This is a genomic window from Streptomyces sp. NPDC034670 (assembly GCF_055574875.1).
Genome location: NZ_JBVITR010000148.1, coordinates 1 through 1129 on the forward strand (window position 1 = coordinate 1; position 1129 = coordinate 1129).

Annotated in this window: 2 rRNA genes; both read left to right on the forward strand. The window is 60.7% G+C overall.

The features are described from left to right. Positions 1-76 (forward strand): 16S ribosomal RNA (locus ACZ56B_RS32880); the annotation flags it as partial. Positions 77-384: 308 nt separating this feature from the next. Continuing rightward, a 23S ribosomal RNA gene (locus ACZ56B_RS32885) occupies positions 385-1129 on the forward strand; the annotation flags it as partial.

A 1129-nucleotide genomic window follows, 5' to 3' on the forward strand; every position in this document is an offset into this window, starting at 1 on the left:
GAAGGTGGGACTGGCGATTGGGACGAAGTCGTAACAAGGTAGCCGTACCGGAAGGTGCGGCTGGATCACCTCCTTTCTAAGGAGCACTTCTCACCAACTCCGGTTGGTCAGAGGCCAGGATGCGAGCGCACGTCTCGCACTGGTGGCTCATGGGTGGAACGTTGACTACTCGGCCGGGTCCTGGGCCGGAGGCTGCTAGTACTGCTCGCAAGAGCGTGGAACGCATGATCTTCGGACGGGAGTTGGTCGGGCACGCTGTTGGGTGTCTGAGGGTTCGGCCGCATGGTCGCCTTCAGTGCCGGCCCCGGTAAAGGTCCGCCTGTGCGGGCCGTGACGGGTGGTTGGTCGTTGTTTGAGAACTGCACAGTGGACGCGAGCATCTGTGGCCAAGTTTTTAAGGGCGCACGGTGGATGCCTTGGCACCAGGAACCGATGAAGGACGTGGGAGGCCACGATAGGCCCCGGGGAGTCGTCAACCAGGCTTTGATCCGGGGGTGTCCGAATGGGGAAACCCGGCAGTCGTCATGGGCTGTCACCCGCTGCTGAACACATAGGCAGTGCGGAGGGAACGCGGGGAAGTGAAACATCTCAGTACCCGCAGGAAGAGAAAACAACCGTGATTCCGGGAGTAGTGGCGAGCGAAACCGGATGAGGCCAAACCGCAGGCGTGTGAGACCCGGCAGGGGTTGCGCATGCGGGGTTGTGGGATCTCTCTTCTGTTGTCTGCCGGCAACAGGACGAGTCAGAAACCGTTGGCGTAGGCGAAGGACATGCGAAAGGTCCGGCGCAGAGGGTAAGACCCCCGTAGCCGAAACGTCAGCGGCTCGTTGGAGAGACACCCAAGTAGCACGGGGCCCGAGAAATCCCGTGTGAATCCGGCGGGACCACCCGCCAAGCCTAAATATTCCCTGGTGACCGATAGCGGAGAGTACCGTGAGGGAATGGTGAAAAGTACCCCGGGAGGGGAGTGAAATAGTACCTGAAACCGTGTGCCTACAAGCCGTGGGAGCGTCGGACATCAGCTTGCTGGTGTCTCGTGACTGCGTGCCTTTTGAAGAATGAGCCTGCGAGTTTGCGGTGTGTTGCGAGGTTAACCCGGGTGGGGTAGCCGTAGCGAAAGCGAGTCCGA